Annotated in this window: 16 protein-coding genes; 2 read left to right on the top strand and 14 right to left on the bottom strand. The window is 62.9% G+C overall.

All coding sequences use genetic code 11. The features are described 5' to 3' along the window. Positions 1 to 41: 41 nt before the first annotated feature. Both APH30_RS00305 and APH30_RS00310 read left to right on the top strand, forming a co-directional pair. Positions 42 to 2777 (top strand): dermonecrotic toxin domain-containing protein, encoded by a 2736-nt coding sequence (locus APH30_RS00305; protein WP_054911369.1) that lies wholly within the window; start codon positions 42 to 44, stop codon positions 2775 to 2777. Between the two features lie 90 nt (positions 2778 to 2867). After that, positions 2868 to 5627, top strand: a complete 2760-nt coding sequence (locus tag APH30_RS00310) for a dermonecrotic toxin domain-containing protein (RefSeq protein WP_054911370.1) — start codon at positions 2868 to 2870, stop codon at positions 5625 to 5627. Positions 5628 to 5671: 44 nt separating this feature from the next. Here APH30_RS00310 and APH30_RS00315 read toward each other — a convergent pair whose 3' ends face one another. The 14 genes from APH30_RS00315 to flhA all read right to left on the bottom strand — a co-directional run bounded on the left by APH30_RS00315 (position 5672) and on the right by flhA (position 19922). Further along, positions 5672 to 6067 carry a DUF2802 domain-containing protein gene (locus APH30_RS00315; protein ID WP_054911371.1) on the bottom strand — a complete coding sequence of 132 codons (396 nt, stop codon included), beginning with the start codon at positions 6065 to 6067 and terminating at the stop codon, positions 5672 to 5674. A 1-nt stretch (position 6068) separates the two neighbouring features. Then, a complete protein-coding gene (locus APH30_RS00320) occupies positions 6069 to 6548 on the bottom strand; it encodes a chemotaxis protein CheW (protein ID WP_003254393.1) in 480 nt (159 codons plus the stop codon). Positions 6549 to 6560: 12 nt separating this feature from the next. Further along, positions 6561 to 7487, bottom strand: a complete 927-nt coding sequence (locus APH30_RS00325; protein ID WP_054911372.1) for a CheW domain-containing protein — start codon at positions 7485 to 7487, stop codon at positions 6561 to 6563. Continuing rightward, positions 7487 to 8275, bottom strand: coding sequence for a ParA family protein (locus tag APH30_RS00330; protein WP_009681922.1), 789 nt, complete (start codon positions 8273 to 8275; stop codon positions 7487 to 7489). The genes APH30_RS00325 and APH30_RS00330 overlap by 1 nt, the downstream gene beginning before the upstream one ends. A 182-nt stretch (positions 8276 to 8457) precedes the next feature. Continuing rightward, positions 8458 to 9315, bottom strand: a complete 858-nt coding sequence (gene motD / locus APH30_RS00335) for a flagellar motor protein MotD (protein WP_009681921.1) — start codon at positions 9313 to 9315, stop codon at positions 8458 to 8460. Between the two features lie 3 nt (positions 9316 to 9318). Further along, the gene (locus APH30_RS00340; protein WP_009681920.1) at positions 9319 to 10059 is read right to left on the bottom strand and encodes a flagellar motor protein; all 741 of its coding nucleotides are present in this window, start codon (positions 10057 to 10059) and stop codon (positions 9319 to 9321) included. Beyond that, complete coding sequence (locus tag APH30_RS00345) at positions 10059 to 11183, bottom strand: chemotaxis response regulator protein-glutamate methylesterase (RefSeq protein WP_054911373.1); 1125 nt, start codon at positions 11181 to 11183, stop codon at positions 10059 to 10061. The genes APH30_RS00340 and APH30_RS00345 overlap by 1 nt, the downstream gene beginning before the upstream one ends. Before the next feature lie 46 nt (positions 11184 to 11229). Next, entirely contained in the window at positions 11230 to 13497 is a 2268-nt protein-coding gene (locus APH30_RS00350; protein ID WP_054911374.1) for a chemotaxis protein CheA, read from the bottom strand. 12 nt (positions 13498 to 13509) lie between these two features. After that, on the bottom strand, positions 13510 to 14298 hold the full coding sequence (locus APH30_RS00355) for a protein phosphatase CheZ (RefSeq protein ID WP_009683229.1): 789 nt from the start codon (positions 14296 to 14298) through the stop codon (positions 13510 to 13512). Positions 14299 to 14318: 20 nt separating this feature from the next. Next, positions 14319 to 14693: a chemotaxis response regulator CheY gene (locus APH30_RS00360; RefSeq protein ID WP_166524971.1), complete on the bottom strand. Its 375-nt coding sequence runs from the start codon at positions 14691 to 14693 to the stop codon at positions 14319 to 14321. Between the two features lie 116 nt (positions 14694 to 14809). Further along, positions 14810 to 15550: an RNA polymerase sigma factor FliA gene (fliA, locus tag APH30_RS00365; RefSeq protein WP_009683227.1), complete on the bottom strand. Its 741-nt coding sequence runs from the start codon at positions 15548 to 15550 to the stop codon at positions 14810 to 14812. Further along, positions 15547 to 16389, bottom strand: a complete 843-nt coding sequence (fleN, locus tag APH30_RS00370; RefSeq protein WP_172828404.1) for a flagellar synthesis regulator FleN — start codon at positions 16387 to 16389, stop codon at positions 15547 to 15549. Before fleN ends, fliA begins: the two co-directional genes overlap by 4 nt. Before the next feature lie 84 nt (positions 16390 to 16473). Further along, a complete protein-coding gene (flhF, locus tag APH30_RS00375; RefSeq protein ID WP_054911375.1) occupies positions 16474 to 17781 on the bottom strand; it encodes a flagellar biosynthesis protein FlhF in 1308 nt (435 codons plus the stop codon). An 11-nt stretch (positions 17782 to 17792) separates the two neighbouring features. Further along, positions 17793 to 19922, bottom strand: coding sequence for a flagellar biosynthesis protein FlhA (flhA, locus tag APH30_RS00380; RefSeq protein ID WP_054881281.1), 2130 nt, complete (start codon positions 19920 to 19922; stop codon positions 17793 to 17795). Between the last annotated feature and the right edge of the window lie 87 nt (positions 19923 to 20009).

Consider the following 20009-nt stretch of genomic DNA (forward strand, 5'->3'; position numbering starts at 1 on the left):
CTGGCTACCCTGCAACGCCCGATAGCCACGGACACCCAACGATGAACTTCCCACAACCCATGAAGCAGCGCCTGTTGCACAGTGCGCTGGCCCAGATGCCGCGCCCCGATACATTGGCCGACAAGCTATTGCGCGACTGGCTTGCGCCACGCGGTGTGTCCCTGTCACCCGCTGACATAGACGTCGTCACCTTCCACTACCAGGACGCGGAGCGCGAAGAGGGCCAACCTTGGCGACCTCCGCAGGCCAAGGTGATTCAACGCACCAGCCTGACCGATGCCCTGCTGGCCAACTGGCAAGGTGAACCGAGTACAGGCAGCGGGGGGCTTCACATTGGCGATTGGGCGGGTATTGCCCCGCTGCATGCGGTGACATTTGTCGACCGTATGCGGCCACCTCCCCTGCTTTCCAACGCGATGTCCTACCTGGTCTTCAACGGCCTGTACCGACGTACCGCGAATCAGGAGCTCAGCCCGGCGACACTGCTGCCCATCCGTGCCGAAGTTTTTCAGGACTATGTGTGGGGCTTGCACCTGCACGAACGGCTGAAGGCCCAACTGGACAGCTACTGGCAGCAAAGTCGGAAAGAATACGCACGCGCACTGGAAATGGCCTTCATCACCGCCTGCAACAAGCAGGTCAACGAGGGCAGCCTCAGTGTCCCTGCCTGGCGCCTTGCCTGGCAGGCCGCCGGCCTGTTGCCCCTGGATACACGGGCGATAACCACCCGCCTGCTGAATGTGTACGGTTATCACAGTACATCGATCATCTACATCAAGGCCGACGACAGCAGCACCGTCGTCCTTTATATGCCGGGCAACGCGTCGCCCCTGCACGAATTCCCGGACCTGTCTGCGCTCAAGCACTGGTTTGCCGAGCAATGCAAAGACCCAGAACGCCGCGAGTGGCTACAACAATGTTTCTCACCCGCGGACTGGAAGGACGGGCTGGAATTCAGCGGCCTCATCACGGCCTTGAAAGGGCTGGGCTGCTATCCCGCCGCGCATACCCTGCCCGACGATCATCCCGGCTTTGCCACCAGTGGTACATGGGCCCCTGAAGATACCATCGAGTTTGGCTCGCCAACCACCAGCTTACCTATCACAGGTAACCTGTTCGATCACTTGGCCAATCGCCAGAAGCAGCGCAGCTACGACGACCTGGATTACCGCGTCATCACCAACCGCCAGGTCGTCAAGACGCATTGGGGCAGCTACCTGAACGTTGCCCAGTGCTTGCTGGCACCTTTATGCGTGGTGGTGCCCGAGCTCCTTGCGGTGATGGTGCTGGGCGGCGTGGCACAGTTCAGCCTGGGCATGGACCAGGTGATCAACGGCCACTCGCTGGACGAGAAAGTCGAAGGGGTCGAGAACCAGGTCTTCGGCCTGTTCAATGCCTTGCCCTTGCCTATCGGCATCGCCCGCGCCAGCCAGGCGTTTCACTACCGTTTGCCAGGTTTGCTACGGCCGTCCCAGTTGGCGGATGTGCTGGGCGAAGCGGCCAATGTAACCGTGCCGACGGATGCGTTGCAGTTGATACCGGCACAAGCAGCGTTTCGTGAAACGGTACAGATTCCGACAGGCTCACAAAGGGTGTTAGTGACGCACGTCGGGGATGATATGGGCCACTATTTCGAGGGTGCATTCCAGTCGTCTCAAGGGATCAAAATGCAGCCTGTGGTGTACGATTTGCACACCAACAGTTTTATCAAACTCTCTGAATACAAGCAGGCAACGCCTGAGCGCTGGAAGATTGACACCGGCGAACCAGCGGGGCTAGTGCGCGTTGCCAATGCCCAGCGGGTCGTCACCGACGCACAGCGCATGTTCACCCTCCGGCAGTTGGGCATCGAACTGGATCTACCCATCGACTACACGTACTTCAACACCCTGGAACGTACGCCGATTCCGCGCATCGTTTCCAGCATTTGGGTGGGTGACAAGGCCATTTCCCCTGTTTTCCTGGAGGCGCTCGTACACAATGCCCAAGCGCTGGAAAACAGTGATTACCAGTACCAACTGTTCCTCTCGCGGCAAAGCCCCAGGGCCTATGACGCCAACCTTACGCTGCTCAGGAGCAGGACACTTCACATGAGCGTCCTGACGCTCGAGGATCAACCGTTCTACCAAGAGTTCACGCGGTCGCCCTATTTCGCCCAGTACCAGGCAGCACTTGGAATTACCAACCCAGGCATCACCAATTACAGCTCGGCCAGCGACATTCTGCGCTACCGCATGCTCAAGCACATCGGTGGTTTCTATCTGGATGCCGACGACCGCGTGCTCAACGCCGCTTCGGGGCCAGGCACCTCGCCGCTGACCAACCAGACCTTGCGAACGACCACCAATGGCTTGCTCCTGTACCCCCCGGTTTCCAATGATCAACTGGGTTTCTACGTCAAGTACAACAACAGCATGATCGGCAGCCACCCCGGCAACCCCACACTGGACGCCATTTCCGAGGCAATCCTGCAACGGTTCCAGCTAGACCCCACGTTTTACACTGAACGGCCCGATCGGGTATTCAACCCTGTAGGCTTCAACGCTTATGCTCGCCGCCTCTGCCGCCTGACCGGGCCTGGGGTGCTCAATGATGTGATCGACGCGCAGCTGCCCTGGCTTAGGCAGTTACGCGGCATGTGCAGACTGCTGATTTCGCCTCTCTACGACCTGCACGGCACCCTCGACACGAGCCAGTTGACCCAACTGATTCGTGAGCATGTGCCGCTGGACCGGTTCTTCGAGGCAGGTCGGGCGCATAGCTGGGAACACAACTGAAGGGCCATAGCAGGCGTATGTAGTTATCTACCACTGGCGTGCAGCAGCATCCTGCAACCTTGCAGCTCCCACTCACGCAAGGTAACCACGATGCGCACTACCGGGATCAACGCCACTGGCGTGCACTATGTCCGCGATCATTTGAACCATGTCCCTCGGCCCGATCGCCAGGCCAGCCAGGCCGTGAAGCAATGGTTCGCCGAGCAGGGCCATGACCTCGACCCCGACCGGGTCGATGTGGTGACCCTGCACTACCGTTCCGACCGCAAAGGCGGCAGCCTGGCAGAGGTCAGGCAATGCATCAGCCTAAGCCAGGCCGTGCTCAGCAACTGGCAGGGCGAAAGCAATAACGACCTGTTCGGCGCCTTGTTCCGTGCGCCCTGGGCCGGCACTTTGCCAGAAGGCCCGGTGCGGATCGTCAACGCCCTGCCCGCCCGGGGTTTCAACCACTATGGCGCCGAATTTTCGGTCTTCAATGGGCTGTTCCTGCGTACCGAACCACCGCGCTATGACGCCACTACCCATGTGCCGGTAGCCGCCGAAAGTTTCCAGCAATTCATCGAGAACCTGGACTTCCAGGCACCCTTCGAGAACACCCTGCACACCTACTGGCGCGAGCACATGAGCGCACACCGCCTGGCGTGCAAGCTCAATTTCATTGCCGCCTGCAACAAGCAGGTCAGCGAAGGCAGCCTCAGCGAAGCCGCACGGAAGTTGCTGTGGCAAGCCGCCGAGTTGATGCCGCGGGTCGACAAGCTGCGCATGAGCACCCTGAGCATCTATGGCTACGCCGCCACCGACCTGCTTTACCTGTGCAACCCAAGCACGGACCTGACAGTGCTCTACATACCCGGCAACAGCTCACCCTTGCTGGAGTTCGCCAGCGAAAATGCGCTGAAGGACTGGGTCGGCGAGCAGTGCAAAGACCCACTCAAGCGTGAAGCCCTGAAACAGCATTTCCGGCTAGCGGACAGGCCACAGGGCGTGGATTTCAGCGGGCTGGATACCGCACTCGACGGGCTGGCCGAGTACCCCCGGCGCCACGTGTTGCCGCCGGAACACGGCATGTTCAACGATGATGGCATCTGGCCGCCGCGCACCTACGTCAACTACCGGCCAAGCCGCTACAACCCGAGGATCACCGGCGACTTGTTCCAGGCGCTGGCCGAGCGCCAACGCCAACGCAGCTTCGATGACGCCGACTTCATCATCACCAGCGACAGCCAGGTCAGCAAAGCCAAGTGGCGGGGCTACCTGCTCACCACCCTCAACTTGCTGGCACCGCTGTGCCTGGTGGTGCCCGGCCTGGCGCCGGTGTTGGCGCTCGGCGGCATTGCGCAGTTGGGCCTTGGCCTGGATGAGGCGATCAATGGCAAGACCCTGCAGGCACGGCAGGACGGTGTCGCCAACATCACCTGGGGGCTGTTCAATGCTGTGCCATTGCTGTTGACTGGGGCGTCCAAAGCCTCGGCACTGTTCGCGTTCAAAAGCGAAGGCTTCGTGCCGCCGATTCGGCTCAACGACCAGATCGGTTACCCAATGAGCCCGGTGCGCGCCCCCGTACTGCTGGCCCCGGCGCCCGAAGGTGCGCCCTACTTCCATATCTGCGAACCGATCCCGCCGCTGCCGCAAGCAGACCCGCTCACCGCCGAGGCCGTGATCCGCAGGCCGAGGTACAACGGCATGCCGGACACCCTGGAATCGGTGATCGACGACTACATCAAGGAGGTGGTGTATGACCTTGAACGGGATGCCTTCATCCTGGACGAGGACATCAACGACGTTGAGCCCGTTGGCTACGTGGCAAGCCCTGATGCTCGCGGCCTGGTACCCGAGCCCCGCGAGCGCGTAGTCACCGATGCGATGCGCACTGCCACCCTGCGCGCGCTGGGTATCGACCTGGTGCTGCCAAGCGAAATACCACGCGCACCCGCCAACAGCATGCCCATCCCCAAGCGGATTTCCTGTCTCTGGGTAGGTGACAAGACCTTGCGCCCGGCCTTGCTGAGCAACCTTGCCCACAATGTCGCGGCGCTGGAAAACAGTGATTACAGCCTGCGCCTGTTCCTGTCCACGGCCAACCCTGGCGCCTACGAAGAAAACCTGCGCCTGCTGGCCGAACAGACGCCGGGGCTGCAGGTGCTACCCCTGGAAGAACAGGCGTTCTTCAGGGCATTCCAGCAGACCAAGTACTATGCCCAGTACGACGCGGCGCTGGACGGCAATGGTGGCGTGGCCACCAACTATGCGTCGGCGAGCGATGTGCTGCGCTACCCGCTGCTGCACCATGAAGGGGGGTTGTACATGGACGTCGACGACACGCTACGGGTGCCAGGCAAGGCCAGGCAACCAGAGCACGGCGAACCACCTGCAACGCCCACCGAAGCGATCAATGAGGTGGACCTGTGCATCCCGCCCAACGGCTTGCTGCTGGCGCCGCCGATGGCCAACGAGAAACTGAGCATGAACTGCCTGTACAACACCAGCCAGATCGGTAGCCACCCTGGCAACCCGACCCTGGAGGCGATCAGCGAGGAAATGCACGCACGCTTCCGCATCCATTCGGACTTCTATGACCACAGACCTAGCCTGGCCGAAGACCCACTGAACTTCTACCGGTATGCCAGCCGCCTGAGCTACCTGACCGGCCCCCGCCTGCTCAGCGACGTGATCGACCAGCAATTGCCCAACCTGGCGACTTTGCGCCAGATGGTCAACCTGTACAACATCCCGCGTATCAATACCGCCACCTTCATCAACGGCAGCGCGTTGAGGGAGGCCGTGCACCAGCAATTGCCGCTCAACCGCATTGCCACGGTCGGCGGCAATCACTCCTGGGTCCAGACCTGAGCCTGGGCGCAGGCCTGAGCGGGCCTTGAAGCGGCCCGCCAGGCTCAGTGGCTACGGTGCAGCTTGCTCATCAGCTCTGCCTCGGCCTGGGTCAGGCCGCAGCTCTCGGTCAGCTCGGCGATGCTGGCGCCCATGCCGACCAGCTTGGCTGCCTGGGAGAACGTCACGTTATGAGGGTCGCGTTGCTCCAGTTGCTGGATCCGGTCCGGCAAGGGGGCAACCGCCACTTTCAGCTCGTGCAGCGCGTCCCCCATGCGCACCGTGACGTTCTGGTAGTCATCCAGGCGTTTGGCGAGGTCCTTGATGCGCTGGTCGCGCAAGGCATCGCCCACGGCCTGCTGCGCGGCCACTTCACGCTGGCGTTTGCTGTAGTTGAGGAAGAACCAGAGGCTCAAGGCCCACAGCAACGCCAGAAAGATTACCGCAACCTCGAAGATCAACTCAGATGTTCTCCAGCTCGGACCACTCTTCCTCAGTCATCATCTTGTCCAGTTCGACCAGGATCAGCAGCTCGCCGTTCTTGTTGCACACGCCCTGGATGAACTTGGCCGACTCCTCGTTACCCACGTTCGGCGCGGTTTCGATTTCCGACTGGCGCAGGTAGACCACCTCGGCCACGCTGTCGACCAGGATACCGACCACTTGCTTGTCGGCCTCGATGATGACGATACGGGTGTTGTCGGTGACTTCGGTCGGCATCAGGCCAAAGCGCTGGCGGGTATCGATCACCGTTACCACGTTGCCTCGCAGGTTGATGATGCCCAGCACATAGCTTGGCGCACCCGGTACCGGCGCGATCTCGGTGTAACGCAGCACTTCCTGCACCTGCATCACGTTGATGCCGTAGGACTCGTTGTCCAGCCGGAAGGTAACCCACTGCAGGATTGGATCTTCAGAACCTTGTGCAGACGACTTTTTCATTCCCCTAGCCCTCTAAATCCGCTTACTGGCGGTTGTGTTCGGTGTCATTTGTTTGTCGTGCAGCTGCTTGACCGCGCCGCTGGCGATCAGCTCGGCCAGTGCGGCAACGTCGAGCAATGCACACATGTGTTCAATAACCGTGCCGGCCAACCACGGGCGCTGGCCACGCTGGCTGCGCCACTTGATTTCCGACGGGTCCAGGCGCAACGAACGGCTGACCTGGTGCACGGCCAGCCCCCATTCGTAGCCCTGCACCGAAATCACGTACTGCAGGCCCTGGCGGAAATCGTCGCGGTAGCGGTCGGGCATCACCCAGCGCGCCGTATCCAGGACCTTGAGGTTGCCCGCCTGGCAGGTGAGGATGCCAAGGAACCATTCGGGCTGACCGAACAGCGGTGTCAGCTCCTGGCCGGCCAGGGTGTAGATCGAGCCCAGGCACACCAGCGGTACCGCCAGGGTCAGGCCGGCGACATCGAACAACAGGCACTCGAAGGGTTCGGCGGCCCAGGCCGGGCGGCCGTCGACAGTGGCCGGTGGCACGGGCGGCGCTGGCAGGTGCACGTCGACCAGTGGCAGCGCCGGTTCCAGCGCAGGCGCTTCGACCAGCACTGGAATGGCCGCCTCGGCCACCACCTCCTGCTCCACCACCGTCACCACCGGCGGGTCGACCGGCATCACGCTGGGCAACACCGCCAGGCGGGGTTCGGCGAAAGGCCGAGGCGCAGGGCGGGCAACGGCCACGAGCGGTTCGGCAGGTTGCGGCTGGCGGGCATCGCGGGCCTGCTCCTCGCGCACGGCTTCAGCGAACTCATCGGCTGCAGCGGGCTCCACCGGGGGCTGCAACAGCGCCTCGTCTTCGGTGGCCTCCTGCAGCAGGCCATCCAGATACGATTGCAAGGCCATCTGTGGCCGGGTGCCGGTGTACCGGGTCTGGGTCATCAGGCCACCTGCGCTGCGGGTTTGTAGGTCAACAGGTGCTTGAGCAGTGCCCGGTAGGCGACCAGCCCACGGCTCTTGGCGTCGAACTGCGAGGGCGTCACGCCCTTGCGGCTGGCGTCGCGTAGGCGCGTATCGACCGGGATGTAGCCCTGCCATACATGCTGGCCGTAGGTGTCACGCAGCAGCTTGAGGGTGCCCAGCGAGGCCTGGGTGCGGCGGTCGAACAGCGTCGGCACGATCTGGTACGGCAGCGCCTGCTTGCGTGACCGGTTGACCATGGCCAGGGTCGCGACCATGCGCTCAAGCCCCTTCACCGCAAGAAACTCGGTTTGCACCGGGATCACCAACTGCTGGCTGGCGGCCAGGGCATTGACCATCAGCACGCCGAGCAAGGGTGGGCTGTCGATCAAGGCAAAGTCGAAATCCTGCCACAACTGCGCCAGACTCTTGGCGATCACCAGGCCCAGGCCATTCTGCCCCGGCGACTGGCGCTCCAGCACGGCCAGCGCGGTGCTCGACGGCAACAGCGAAATCCGCTCGTCGCTGGTGGGCAGCAGCAGTTGCCCCGGCAAGCCCTCAGGCACGCTGCCTTTGTGCAGGAACAGGTCGTAGCAACTGTGCTCGAGGGCATCAGGGTTGTGGCCGAAGTAACTGGTCATCGAACCGTGCGGGTCCAGGTCGACGACGACCACGCGCTTGCCGGCCTCGGCCAGCAGGCCGGCCAAAGCGATGGTCGTGGTGGTCTTGCCGACGCCACCTTTTTGATTGGCTACTGCCCAGACTCTCATCAAGCAAACTCTATGTATTGATTTGAAAGCGCGTGCGATCGATGTGGCAGCGGGCGAGCCCGCGAACACCGGCGAAGCCGGTGCCAATCACCGCGTCGCCTGCTTCGCGGGCTCGCCCGCTCCCACAGGGAACGGCGTCACAGTCAAAATTGTGCTTGTAGCAGTGCCAGAGAATTGACGAATCACTGCCCCGCCACCGTTGCTGGCGTAGCCGGTGCACTTTGTGTGCCAGCCCGGCGCAGGGCAGCATCCGGTGTTGCATTGGCGCTACCCGAGCCCGTCAGGCTGCGGCGCACTTCCAGGTTACGGGAAATCACCAACACCACCCGCCGGTTGCGCGCGCGGCCATCGGCGGTGTCATTGCTGGCCACCGGCTGGTACTCGCCATAGCCGACCGAAGCCATGCGGGCCGGGTTTACCCCCTCCATGGCCAGCAGGCGCACAATGCTCGCCGCCCGCGCCGACGACAGCTCCCAGTTGGTCGGGTACTGCGCGGTGCGGATCGGCAGGTTGTCGGTGAAACCCTCGACATGCACCGGGTTGGCGAACGGCTTGAGAATATCGGCCACCTTCTCGATGATGGCGAACGCCTTGTCGCTGGGCATGGCATCGCCACTGCCGAACAACAGCGATGAATTGAGCTCGATCTCGATCCACAGTTCGTTGCCGCGCACGGTCATCTGGTTGCTTTTGATCAGGTCGCCAAAGGCATCGCGCACGTCATCGCTGATGGTCTTCAGCGGGTCGGTATTGGTTGCCGCAAGGCCCGCTTCGGTCTGCTCGCTGTCGTTGACCAGCGGCTCGGCCGGGCGCACGGTCAATGGCTTTTCCTCGCCCACGGGGATGGGCTTCATGCTGCGCTCAGGGTCGTTGAACACCCCGAGCAGCGCCTGGGAAATGACCTTGTACTTGCCCTCGTTGATCGACGAAATCGAGTACATCACCACAAAAAATGCGAACAGCAAGGTAATGAAGTCGGCGTATGACACCAGCCAGCGTTCGTGGTTTTCGTGTTCCTCGGTATGACGGCGGCGGCGCATGGGTTACTCCATGAAGCCTTGCAGCTTCAGCTCGATGGAGCGCGGGTTTTCACCCTCGGCAATCGACAGCAGACCTTCGAGCAGCATTTCGCGGTAGCGCGACTGGCGCATGACCACGGCCTTGAGCTTGTTGGCGATCGGCAGCAGCACCAGGTTGGCGCTGGCCACACCGTAGATGGTGGCGACGAAGGCCACGGCGATGCCATTGCCCAGTTGCGACGGGTCGGCCAGGTTGCCCATCACGTGGATCAGGCCCATGACCGCACCGATGATGCCGATGGTAGGCGCGTAACCGCCCATGCTCTCGAACACCTTGGCCGCCTGGATATCGCGGCTTTCCTGGGTCAGGAAATCGACTTCGAGGATACTGCGAATGGCTTCTGGCTCGGCGCCATCGACCAGCAGCTGCAAGCCTTTGCGCGCATACGGGTCGGGCTCGCTGTCGGCCACCCCTTCCAGGCCCAGCAAGCCTTCCTTGCGCGCGGTCAGGCTCCAGTTCACCACCCGGTCGATGCCACCCGCCAGGTCGACCCTGGGCGGGAACAGGATCCAGCGCAGAATCTGCAGGGCCCGCTTGAACGAGGCCAGCGGTGACTGCAGCAGTGCTGCCGCCAAGGTGCCGCCCAGCACGATCAATGCCGCCGGCCCATTGACCAGGGCACCGACATGGCCACCCTCGAGGAAGTTGCCACCGACAATGGCAACGAAGGCGAGGATCAGGCCGATCAGGCTCAGCACGTCCATCAGACGCAGGCCTCTACCAGGTGCTTGCCGATCTCGTCCAGGCTATACACCGCGTCGGCCAGGTTGGCCTTGACGATGGCCATGGGCATGCCATAGATCACACAGCTGGCTTCATCCTGGGCCCACACCGTACTGCCGCCCTGCTTGAGCAGGCGCGCACCTTCACGGCCATCGGCACCCATGCCGGTCAGCACCACCGACAGCACCTTGTCGCCATATGACTTGGCCGCCGAGCCGAAGGTGATGTCCACACACGGCTTGTAGTTCAGGCGCTCATCGCCCGGCAGGATCTTCACCGTGCCACGGCCATCGACCATCATCTGCTTGCCACCCGGGGCCAGCAGAGCCAGCCCTGGGCGCAGCATGTCACCGTCCTCGGCTTCCTTGACGCTGATGCGGCACAGTTTGTCCAGGCGTTCGGCAAACGCCTTGGTGAACGCAGCCGGCATGTGCTGGATCAGCACGATCGGTGCAGGGAAGTTGGCCGGCAGTTGGGTCAACACCCGCTGCAGGGCCACTGGGCCGCCGGTGGAGGTACCGATGGCCACCAGTTTGTACGGCTTGCGTTTAGGCGCCGCAGCCGCAGCGGGCGCGGCGGCCGGGGCGCGGGCCGGCAGCGCACTGCGCGCCGCTGCCGGGCTGCCCACGCCCGCCGCCGGCACATGGCTGCTGGCAGGTGCCGGCGTTGCGGCCGGCGCAGGGCTGGCGTAACTGCCAAACCGGCGGTTGCTGCGCGCCAGCGTATGCACTTTCTCGCACAGCAGTTGCTTGACCTTGTCGGGGTTGCGCGAAATGTCCTCGAAGTTCTTCGGCAGGTAGTCCACCGCCCCCGCGTCCAGCGCATCGAGGGTGACCCGGGCGCCCTCATGGGTCAGCGAGGAAAACATCAACACCGGCGTCGGGCAGCGCTGCATGATGTGCCGCACCGCAGTGATGCCATCCATCATGGGCATTTCGTAGTCCATGGTGATGACATCGGGCTCGAGCGCCAGCGCCTGGTCAATCGCTTCCTTGCCGTTGGTCGCGGTACCTACTACCTGGATCGTCGGATCCGCCGAGAGGATCTCCGAGACGCGGCGGCGGAAGAAACCGGAATCATCCACCACCAGGACCTTGACTGCCATAAACACTCCATTAGGCGGCGCGACCTGCCAAGGTGCGCCACCGAAATCAAATACGCCGCGCGGCGTAACGCTTGAGCATGCTCGGGACGTCGAGAATCAACGCAATACGACCGTCACCGGTAATGGTGGCCCCGGACATGCCCGGGGTACCTTGCAGCATCTTGCCCAGCGGCTTGATTACCACTTCTTCCTGGCCTACCAGTTGATCGACGACAAAGCCAATGCGCTGGGTGCCGACCGACAGGATTACCACGTGGCCCTCGTGCTGCTCTTCATGCACCTGGCCTTGCACCAGCCAGCGCTTGAGGTAGAACAACGGCAGTGCCTTGTCGCGCACGATCACCACTTCCTGGCCATCGACCACATTGGTACGCGACAGGTCGAGGTGGAAGATCTCGTTGACGTTGACCAGCGGGAAGGCGAATGCCTGGTTGCCCAGCATCACCATCAGGGTGGGCATGATCGCCAGGGTCAGCGGCACCTTGATGACGATCTTCGAGCCCTGGCCCTTGGCCGAGAAGATGTTGATCGAACCGTTGAGCTGGGAGATCTTGGTCTTCACCACGTCCATGCCCACGCCACGCCCGGACACGTCGGAAATCTCGGTCTTGGTCGAGAACCCCGGGGCGAAGATCAGGTTGTAGCAGTCCGACTCGCTCAGACGCTCGGCGGCGTCCTTGTCCATCAGGCCCTTCTCCACCGCCTTGGCCCGCAGGATGTTCGGGTCCATACCCTTACCGTCGTCGGAAATCGACAACAGGATGTGGTCGCCCTCCTGCTCCGCCGACAGCACCACGCGGCCCGTGCGCGGCTTGCCTGCGGCATCGCGCTCATCGGGCATCTCGATACCATGGTCGACGGCGTTGCGCACCAAGTGCACCAACGGGTCGGCCAGGGCCTCGACCAGGTTCTTGTCGAGGTCGGTTTCTTCGCCGACCAGCTCAAGGTTGATCTCTTTCTTCAACTGGCGCGCCAGGTCGCGAACCAGGCGCGGGAAGCGGCCGAAGACTTTCTTGATCGGCTGCATGCGGGTTTTCATCACCGCGGTCTGCAGGTCGGCGGTGACCACGTCGAGGTTGGACACGGCCTTGGACATGGCCTCGTCGCCGCTGTTCAGGCCCAGGCGCACCAGGCGGTTACGCACCAGCACCAGCTCGCCGACCATGTTCATGATCTCGTCCAGGCGCGCCGTGTCGACGCGTACGGTGGTTTCCGCTTCGCTGACCGCATGCTTGTCGGCGACCGGGGCCGGCGTGCGCGCAGCTGCAGCAGGTTTGCTCGCAGCCGCGGGCGCTGGCGCAGGTGCAGGAGCCGCAGCTGGCTTGGCGGCCGCCGGGCTTTGCGGCTTGGCCGCTGCCGGCGCCTTGGCCGCAGGCGGTGCCTGGACTGCAGCGACGTCACCGCCGAATTTGCCCTTGCCATGCAACTGGTCCAGCAGCGCTTCGAATTCATGCTCGCTGATTTCGTCGCTGGTGGCGCTGGCGGTGCTGTCAGGCGCCACCTCGGCAGGTGCCGCCTTGGCGGCAGGCAGGGCATCGGCCTGGAAGGTGCCTTTGCCATGCAGCTGGTCGAGCAGCGACTCGAATTCGGCATCGGTGATTTCGTCACTGGCCGCTTCGTGGCTGACGGCAGCAGCCGGCGCTGCAACTTCGGCAGTGAACTGGCCTTTGCCATGCAACTGGTCGAGCAGCGATTCGAACTCGGCATCGGTGATTTCATCACCGCCACCACTCACGCTCTCGCCTTGCAGCTGTTCCTCGGCCGCAGCTTGTGCCTTGACCGCATCGAGCGAATCGAGCAACTGCTCGAACTCGCTGTCGGTGATGTCCTGGTGCTGCTCCTGGTCCACCACCGGTGCCGCGGCAGGCGCTTGCGCCGCAGTCTCCGGCACCACCGCTTCTTCGCCACCCTGCGGCTGCGCTGCGCCCGGCTCGGCAAGGCGCGCCAAGGCCGCCAGCAGCTCGGGGGTTGCCGGCGTGACTTCAGCGCGCTCGCGCACCTGGCCAAACATGCTGTTGACCGTGTCCAGTGCCTCGAGCACTACGTCCATCAGCTCCGCGTCAACCCGACGCTCACCTTTGCGCAGCACGTCGAACACGTTCTCGGCGATATGGCAGCACTCCACCAGCTCGTTCAGCTGGAGGAAGCCGGCGCCCCCTTTTACAGTGTGGAAACCGCGAAAGATCGCATTGAGCAGGTCAGCATCGTCGGGCCGGCTTTCCAGCTCGACCAATTGCTCGGACAGTTGCTCAAGAATTTCGCCGGCTTCTACCAGGAAATCCTGGAGGATTTCTTCATCGGCGCCGAAGCTCATCAAAGGTGCTCCTTAAAAACCCAGGCTGGACAGCAGATCATCGACGTCGTCCTGGCCGGACACGACGTCTTCACGCTTATCGGCATGAATCTGCGGACCTTCACCCCGAGTCGGATGTTTTTCTCGATCTTTTTCTGCGCGCAATTGATCGTGGTCATGCTGAATGCCCGCAAAGCGGTCGACCTGACTGGCCATCAGCACCAACTTGAGCAGGTTGCTTTCCACTTCGGTCACCAGGTTGGTGACGCGCTTGATCACCTGCCCGGTCAGGTCCTGATAGTCCTGGGCCAGCAGAATGTCATTGAGGTGGCCGGCGACCTTGCGGTTGCCTTCGGCGCTGTGCGTGAGGAAACTGTCGACCCGCTTGACCAGGTCGCGGAATTCTTCCGCCGCCACTTCGCGGCGCATGAAGCGCTGCCAGTCGGTGCTCAGGGCCTTGGCCTCGCTGGCCAGGTCGTTGAGCACCGGGGTGCTTGCCTCGACCAGGTCCATGGTGCGGTTGGCCGCGCCTTCCGTGAGCTTGACCACATAGGACAGGCGCTCGGTGGCATCGGTAATCTGCGACACCTCTTCGGCCTGCGGTATGGTCGGGTCGATCTGGAAACTGACGATGGCACTGTGCAGCTCGCGGGTCAGCTTGCCGACTTCCTGGTACAGGCCGCGGTCGCGGGTCTGGTTCAGCTCGTGAATCAGCTGCACCGCCTCGCCGAAACGGCCCCGCTCCAGGCTTTCGACCAACTCCTGGGCATGTTTCTTCAGGGTCGATTCGAACTCGCCCAAAGAGTTATGTGATGAATCCATGGCGCGCCCCCTGACGTGACTCAGCCGTTGACGCGTTCGAAGATCTTCTCGATCTTTTCTTTGAGCACCTGTGCCGTGAACGGCTTGACCACGTAACCATTGACGCCGGCCTGGGCCGCTTCAATGATCTGGTCGCGCTTGGCTTCGGCAGTCACCATCAGCACGGGCATGGTTTTCAGCCGGTCGTGGGCACGCACCTTGCGCAGCAGGTCGATGCCGGACATGCCAGGCATGTTCCAGTCGGTCACCAGGAAGTCGTAATGGCCGTTTTCCAGCATCGGCAGCGCCGTGGTGCCATCGTCGGCCTCATCGGTGTTGGTGAAGCCCAGGTCACGCAACAGGTTCTTGATGATCCGCCGCATCGTCGAAAAGTCGTCAACGATGAGGATTTTCATGTCTTTGTTCAAGTAGACCTCCAAGCAGTCTCAAACGCGCTCGGCCCCGAGCGCGCATTCAATCAATTCGGTACAACGTGGAAAACCGCGTGGAAACAGCCGCAACCCCGGCAGGCTCAGCGCGCCCGCCATTCCCCCAGGCGGCTACGCAGACGCGCGGCACACTGGCTGTGCAACTGGCTGACCCGCGACTCGCTGACCCCCAGCACCTCACCGATCTCCTTGAGGTTGAGCTCTTCGTCGTAGTACAGCGCCAGCACCAGGCGTTCACGCTCGGGCAGGTTGGCGATGGCCTCGGTCAGGGCTAGCTGGAAGCGCTCCTCCTCGAGGCCCCGGGCAGGTTCGACCTGGCCGCTGGCGCCGTCTTCATGCAGCCCTTCGTGCTCACCGTCCTGCAGCAGGTCATCGAAGCTGAACAAACGGCTGCCCAAGGTATCGTTGAGGATCGCGTAGTAATCGTCGAGGCTCAATTGGAGTTCGGCAGCAACTTCATGATCTTTAGCGTCACGGCCGGTTCTGGCCTCCACGGCGCGCATCGCGTCGCTGACCATACGGGTGTTGCGGTGCACCGAACGGGGTGCCCAGTCGCCTTTGCGCACTTCGTCGAGCATGGCGCCGCGGATACGAATGCCGGCATAGGTTTCGAAGCTGGCGCCCTTGCTGGCGTCGTACTTGTTGGCCACTTCCAGCAAGCCGATCATGCCGGCCTGGATCAGGTCCTCGACCTGCACGTTGGCCGGCAAGCGCGCCAACAGGTGGTAGGCGATGCGCTTGACCAGGGGGGCGTAGCGTTCGATCAACTCGTACTGGGCGTCTTTCGCCGCCCGGCTGTACATCTTGAACCCGCTGGCGTTCATAGCACCGGTCCCGCGCTTGTCGGCTGCACCAGGCGCTCGACGAAGAACTCCAGGTGGCCACGTGGGTTGGCCGGCAGCGGCCAGCTGTCGACCTTCTGGGCAATCGCCTTGAAGGCCAGCGCGCACTTGGAGCGTGGGAAGGCTTCGTAAACGGCACGCTGCTTCTGCACCGCCTTGCGCACGCACTCGTCGTAGGGCACGGCGCCTACGTACTGCAGGGCGACATCCAGGAAACGGTCGGTAACCTTGGTCAGCTTGGCAAACAGGTTGCGCCCTTCCTGAGGGCTCTGGGCCATGTTGGCCAGCACGCGGAAGCGGTTCATGCCGTAGTCACGGTTGAGCAGCTTGATCAGCGCGTAGGCATCGGTGATCGAGGTCGGCTCGTCGCACACCACCAGCAGCACTTCCTGGGCGGCACGGACAAAGCTGACGACCGACTCACCGATACCCGCAGCGGTATCGATGACCAGTACATCGAGGTTGTCGCCGACTTCGCTGAACGCCTGGATCAGCCCGGCATGCTGTGCAGGCGCCAGGTGGACCATGCTCTGCGTACCGGAGGCAGCCGGTACGATGCGCACACCACCAGGGCCCTGCAGTATCACGTCACGCAGCTCGCAGCGCCCTTCGATGACATCGGCCAGGGTCCGTTTGGGCGTCAGGCCCAGCAACACGTCGACATTGGCCAGGCCCAAGTCGGCATCCAGCAACATGACCCTGCGGCCGAGTTCGGCCAACGCCAGGGACAGGTTCACTGAAACGTTAGTCTTGCCGACGCCACCTTTGCCACCGGTCACGGCGATCACCTGTACGGGATGCATGCTACCCATGTTTGTAATTTACCTTGTATCGCTGGGACCCAGGCCACACGTAGGGCAATTCTGCGTACCCCTTGGCATAGCTACTTTGCACACGTTTCATACTCAACCCGCTCGCCGTGGGTTGTGGTAGAGATCAGCGAACATGTCGGCCATTGCCTCTTCGCTGGGCTCCTCCTGCTGCTGCACATTGACCGCGCGGGACACCAGCTGGTGCCCCCGCGGCAGGTGCAGGTCGTCAGGAATGCGCGGGCCGTCGGTAAGATAGGCCACAGGCAAATCATGACTGATGGCAAGGCTCAGCACATCGCCAAGGCTTGCCGTTTCATCGAGCTTGGTCAGGATGCAGCCGGCCAGGCCACAGCGCTTGTAGCTGTGGTAGGCGGCGGTCAGCACCTGCTTCTGGCTGGTGGTGGCCAGTACCAGGTAATTCTTGGCGGCGATGCCACGGCCGGCCAGGGTTTCCAGCTGCATGCGCAGGGCCGGGTCGCTGGCCTGCAGGCCGGCGGTGTCGATCAGCACCACACGCTTGCGCAGCAGCGGCTCCAGCGCTGCCGCCAGCGACTGGCCTGGGTCGACATAGGTGACCGGGACATTGAGGATGCGGCCAAGGGTCTTGAGCTGCTCCTGGGCACCGATGCGGAAGCTGTCCATGCTCACCAGCGCCATGTTCTGCGCGCCGTACTTGAGCACGTAGCGCGCCGCCAGCTTGGCCAGGGTGGTGGTCTTGCCCATGCCGGCCGGGCCGACCATGGCGATCACACCGCCTTCTTCGATCGGCTCTACCTCGGGAATTTCGATCATGCGCGCCAAGTGCGCCAGCAACATGCGCCAGGCATGGCGTGGCTCTTCGATTTCGGCGGTCAGCTCCAGCAACTCGCGGGCAATCGGCCCGGACAGGCCAATGCGCTGCAGGCGCCGCCAGATGTTGGCCTGTTGTGGCTTGCTGCCCTGCAGCTGGGTCCAGGCCAGCGAGCCGAGCTGCACTTCCAGCAGTTCGCGCAGGCCCGACAGTTCGGAGCGCATGGCATCGAACAGGCGCGGGTCAACGGGCGCCGGCGCCGTGGCGGCCGCCGCCTGTGGGGCCTCGACATGGGGCTCGACCAGAGGCTCGGCAGCGGTCAGCGACTGCCCGGCGAACAATTGGCGGTTGTTATCGCTGCTGTCCTGGCGGTGGCCCAGCTCGGCCTGGGCGGTGGCAATGCGCGTGTGGGTCTTGCGCAGCTCTTCTTCCAGCTCGGCATTGGGCACACGCGGGGCCAGGGCGGACAGCTTGTAGTCCAGCGCGGCCGTCAGCTCGACACCACCGGCAATGCGACGGTTGCCAATGATCGCGGCATCGGCGCCCAGCTCATCACGGACCAGTTTCATGGCCTGACGCATATCGGCGGCGAAAAATCGCTTAACTTGCATTATCCACTACCTCAGCCGTTAGGGCCCACGGTGGCAACGATGGTGACTTGCTTGTTGTCCGGTATTTCCTGATACGCCAGCACATGCAAATTCGGTACAGCCAGGCGACCGAAACGCGACAGCATGGCGCGGATCGGGCCGGCGACCAGCAGAATGGCCGGCTGGCCCTGCATTTCCTGGCGCTGGGCCGCTTCGATCAGCGAACGTTGCAGCTTTTCGGCCATGCTCGGTTCCAGAAGAACACCGTCTTCCTGGCCTTGCCCGGCGCGTTGCAGACTATTCAGCAAAATCTGTTCCAACCTTGGCTCCAGGGTGATCACCGGGAGCTCCGACTCAACGCCGACAATGCTTTGCACGATGGCGCGACACAATCCGACGCGCACCGCCGCAACCAGCGCGGCGGTATCTTGACTCTTGCCAGCGTTGTTCGCGATTGCTTCGGCAATACTGCGAATATCGCGCACGGGTACCTGTTCCGACAACAGGGCCTGCAAGACCTTGAGCAGCCCCGACAAGGAAATGACACCCGGCACCAGTTCTTCTGCAAGTTTAGGCGAAGCCTTGGCCAACACCTGCAACAGTTGCTGGACCTCTTCGTGGCCAATCAGTTCATGGCAGTGCTTCTGCAGGATCTGGTTGAGGTGGGTGGCCACTACCGTACTGGCATCGACCACGGTGTAGCCCAGCGACTGCGCCTGCGAGCGCTGGCCCACGTCGATCCACACCGCCTCCAGGCCAAACGCCGGGTCACGTGCGGCAATGCCGTTGAGAGTGCCGAACACCTGCCCCGGGTTGATCGCCAGCTCGCGGTCCGGGTAGATCTCGGCCTCCGCCAGGATCACCCCCATCAGCGTCAGGCGATAGGCGCTGGGTTGCAGGTCGAGGTTGTCGCGGATATGCACCGTGGGCATGAGGAAGCCCAGGTCCTGCGACAGCTTCTTGCGCACGCCCTTGATTCGCGCCAGCAACTGACCACCCTGGTTGCGGTCCACCAAGGGGATCAGCCGGTAGCCGACTTCCAGGCCGATCATGTCGATCGGTGTCACATCGTCCCAGCCCAGCTCCTTGGTTTCCAGCGCCCGCTGCGGCGAAGGCAGCAGGTCTTGCTGGCGCTGCGCCTCCTGCAAGGCCTGGGCCTTGGCCTTCTGTTGTTTCTTCCATACGAGATAAGCCCCGCCACCGGCCAGCAGACCCAGGCCGATGAAGGCGACGTGCGGCATGCCCGGCACCAGCCCCATGACAATCATCAACCCCGCCGACACCGCCAACGCCTTGGGCGAGTCGAACATCTGCCGGTTGATCAGTTTGCCCATGTCCTCCGAGCCCGAGGCGCGGGTGACCATGATCGCCGCAGCGGTCGACAACAGCAGTGATGGCAATTGCGCCACCAAACCGTCACCGATGGTCAGCAGGGCGTACACCTTGCCGGCATCGCCGAAGCTCATGCCATGCTGCAGCATGCCGATCAGCATGCCACCGATCAGGTTGATGAACAGGATCAGCAAGCCGGCGATGGCGTCACCGCGCACGAACTTGCTGGCACCGTCCATCGAACCGTAGAACTCGGCCTCCTGGGCCACCTCGGCACGACGGTGCTTGGCCTGGGCCTGGTCGATGAGGCCGGCATTGAGGTCGGCGTCGATCGCCATCTGCTTGCCGGGCATGGCGTCGAGGGTGAAGCGCGCGCTCACTTCCGAGATACGCCCGGCGCCCTTGGTCACCACCACGAAGTTGATGATCATGAGGATGGCGAAGACCACCGCACCGACCACGTAGTTACCGCCGATCACCACCTCGCCGAAGGCCTGGATCACCTTGCCGGCGGCGCCGTGGCCTTCCTGGCCGTGCAGCATGACCACCCGCGTGGAGGCCACGTTCAGCGCCAGGCGCAGCAGCGTGGCCACCAGCAGGATGGTGGGGAATGCAGCGAAGTCGAGCGGGCGCAGGGCGTAGACGCAGACCAGCAGCACCACGATCGACAAGGCGATGTTGAAGGTGAAGAACACGTCGAGCAGGAACGGTGGTATCGGCAACATCATCATTGCCAACATCACCAGCAGCAGCAGCGGTACACCCAGGTTGCCCCGACCGAGCCCGGCCAGGTTATGACGGGCGTTGCTGATTAACTGAGTGCGATCCACCGCGAGTCCTCTTGATGCAAAACTTTGACGCCCAAGGGGCATCTGCGGCTGGCATTGCAAGAACCCTTCCAACTTTGCGCGACAGGA

The organism is Pseudomonas sp. NBRC 111127 (assembly GCF_001320345.1).
Taxonomy (GTDB): Bacteria; Pseudomonadota; Gammaproteobacteria; order Pseudomonadales; family Pseudomonadaceae; genus Aquipseudomonas; species Aquipseudomonas juntendi.

What these genes read in the sequence shown, in the direction of transcription:
- APH30_RS00305 (WP_054911369.1), top strand. Translation starts at nt 42, where the DNA reads ATGAACTTCCCACAACCCATGAAGCAGCGCCTGTTGCACAGTGCGCTG.
- APH30_RS00310 (WP_054911370.1), top strand. Translation starts at nt 2,868, where the DNA reads ATGCGCACTACCGGGATCAACGCCACTGGCGTGCACTATGTCCGCGAT.
- APH30_RS00320 (WP_003254393.1), bottom strand. Translation starts at nt 6,548, where the DNA reads ATGAAAAAGTCGTCTGCACAAGGTTCTGAAGATCCAATCCTGCAGTGG.
- APH30_RS00325 (WP_054911372.1), bottom strand. Translation starts at nt 7,487, where the DNA reads ATGACCCAGACCCGGTACACCGGCACCCGGCCACAGATGGCCTTGCAA.
- APH30_RS00330 (WP_009681922.1), bottom strand. Translation starts at nt 8,275, where the DNA reads ATGAGAGTCTGGGCAGTAGCCAATCAAAAAGGTGGCGTCGGCAAGACC.
- motD (WP_009681921.1), bottom strand. Translation starts at nt 9,315, where the DNA reads ATGCGCCGCCGCCGTCATACCGAGGAACACGAAAACCACGAACGCTGG.
- APH30_RS00340 (WP_009681920.1), bottom strand. Translation starts at nt 10,059, where the DNA reads ATGGACGTGCTGAGCCTGATCGGCCTGATCCTCGCCTTCGTTGCCATT.
- APH30_RS00345 (WP_054911373.1), bottom strand. Translation starts at nt 11,183, where the DNA reads ATGGCAGTCAAGGTCCTGGTGGTGGATGATTCCGGTTTCTTCCGCCGC.
- APH30_RS00350 (WP_054911374.1), bottom strand. Translation starts at nt 13,497, where the DNA reads ATGAGCTTCGGCGCCGATGAAGAAATCCTCCAGGATTTCCTGGTAGAA.
- APH30_RS00355 (WP_009683229.1), bottom strand. Translation starts at nt 14,298, where the DNA reads ATGGATTCATCACATAACTCTTTGGGCGAGTTCGAATCGACCCTGAAG.
- APH30_RS00360 (WP_166524971.1), bottom strand. Translation starts at nt 14,693, where the DNA reads ATGAAAATCCTCATCGTTGACGACTTTTCGACGATGCGGCGGATCATC.
- fliA (WP_009683227.1), bottom strand. Translation starts at nt 15,550, where the DNA reads ATGAACGCCAGCGGGTTCAAGATGTACAGCCGGGCGGCGAAAGACGCC.
- flhF (WP_054911375.1), bottom strand. Translation starts at nt 17,781, where the DNA reads ATGCAAGTTAAGCGATTTTTCGCCGCCGATATGCGTCAGGCCATGAAA.